This is a genomic window from Streptomyces sp. NPDC006283 (assembly GCF_040613325.1).
Lineage (GTDB): Bacteria > Actinomycetota > Actinomycetes > Streptomycetales > Streptomycetaceae > Streptomyces.
The window spans coordinates 1-1106 of sequence record NZ_JBEXRZ010000489.1 but is presented as its reverse complement, the minus strand read 5'-3'; the positions used below and the strand labels follow the sequence as shown (position 1 = coordinate 1106).

2 protein-coding genes and 1 tRNA gene are annotated in these 1106 nt (G+C 70.5%); 2 read left to right on the top strand and 1 reads right to left on the bottom strand.

What is annotated here, in order from left to right; translation table 11 throughout:
* Together ABZ070_RS37490 and ABZ070_RS37485 are read left to right on the top strand one after the other, a co-directional pair.
* A partial coding sequence (locus tag ABZ070_RS37490) for a phosphotransferase (RefSeq protein WP_356640694.1) occupies positions 1–476 on the top strand: 476 nt, incomplete at its 5' end.
* Positions 477–544: 68 nt separating this feature from the next.
* Positions 545–844, top strand: coding sequence for a zf-TFIIB domain-containing protein (locus tag ABZ070_RS37485; RefSeq protein ID WP_356640692.1), 300 nt, complete (start codon positions 545–547; stop codon positions 842–844).
* A gap of 89 nt (positions 845–933) precedes the next feature.
* Here the strand turns inward: ABZ070_RS37485 and ABZ070_RS37480 are convergent.
* Positions 934–1005, bottom strand: a tRNA-Val gene (locus ABZ070_RS37480).
* Positions 1006–1106: the final 101 nt, after the last annotated feature.

The following is a 1106-nucleotide window of genomic DNA, read 5'->3' as shown; positions in this document are numbered from 1 at the left end:
CCGACGTCCGGCGCGCTTGGGCGCGGCTGCCCGCCTGGGCGCGCGGCGAGGCACCCTCCCCGCGCCGGAGCGCCGTGTGCCACGGCGACCTGCATCTGGGCCAGCTCGTACGTCACCCACCACCGAACGGCCCCTGGCTGCTGATCGACGTCGACGACCTCGGTCTCGGCGATCCCGCGTGGGACCTGGCCCGCCCGGCGGCCTGGTTCGCGTCGGGGCTGCTGCCGCCCGAGGTCTGGCAGCGCTTCCTCGCGGCGTACACCGCCGCACAAGGCCCGGCGGTCCCGGCCGCCGAAGACCCCTGGCCTCAACTGGACGTTCCGGCACGGGCGCTGACCGCTCAGACGGCCGCGCTCGCTCTGGCCAGGGCGGCGGCGGAGCAGCGTCAACCGGACGAAGTCGAGCAGGCGGTGCTCGACGCCTGTACCCGAATCGGGACACAGCCACCCGAGTTGGAAGCCATCGCTCCGTCGTAGGGTGAAACCCTCGTCGCCGGGCATGCATTCCGGCGATGTCGACCGAACGGCGAGGAGCTGAGCCGACGATGCAGTGTCCCAAGTGTCATGCAGCGATGCACACGTACAACCGCAACGGCGTCCAGATCGAGCAGTGCAGCGGCTGCCGGGGCATATTCCTCGACTACGGGGAGCTGGAGTCGCTGACCCGACTCGAGTCCCAGTGGACCCAGCAGGCGCCGCCCCCGCCGCCGGCCCCGCAGGGTTACCCGGCCGCGGCGGCTCCCGCGGCGCCGGCGTGGGGCGCACCGCAGCACGGCGGTCACCACGGCGGCCACCACGGCCACTACCGTCAGCGCAGCTTCGGGCGGATGCTCTTCTCTTCGTGAGTCCCGTCGTGAGTTCCCCGTCGTGAGTGCGCGAGCGGCGGGTGAACGACGAAGCCCCCGGTCGTGAGACGACCGGGGGCTTCGGACGGTGCGCGATACTGGGATTGAACCAGTGACCTCTTCCGTGTCAGGGAAGCGCTCTCCCGCTGAGCTAATCGCGCAGGGTGACCTGCCATGTGTAACGGGTTACTGCCTGCAGCGTACTGCGTGCGCGATACTGGGATTGAACCAGTGACCTCTTCCGTGTCAGGGAAGCGCTCTC

Coding starts and splice junctions, on each gene's coding strand:
- ABZ070_RS37485 (WP_356640692.1), top strand. CDS start 545: ATGCAGTGTCCCAAGTGTCATGCAGCGATGCACACGTACAACCGCAAC.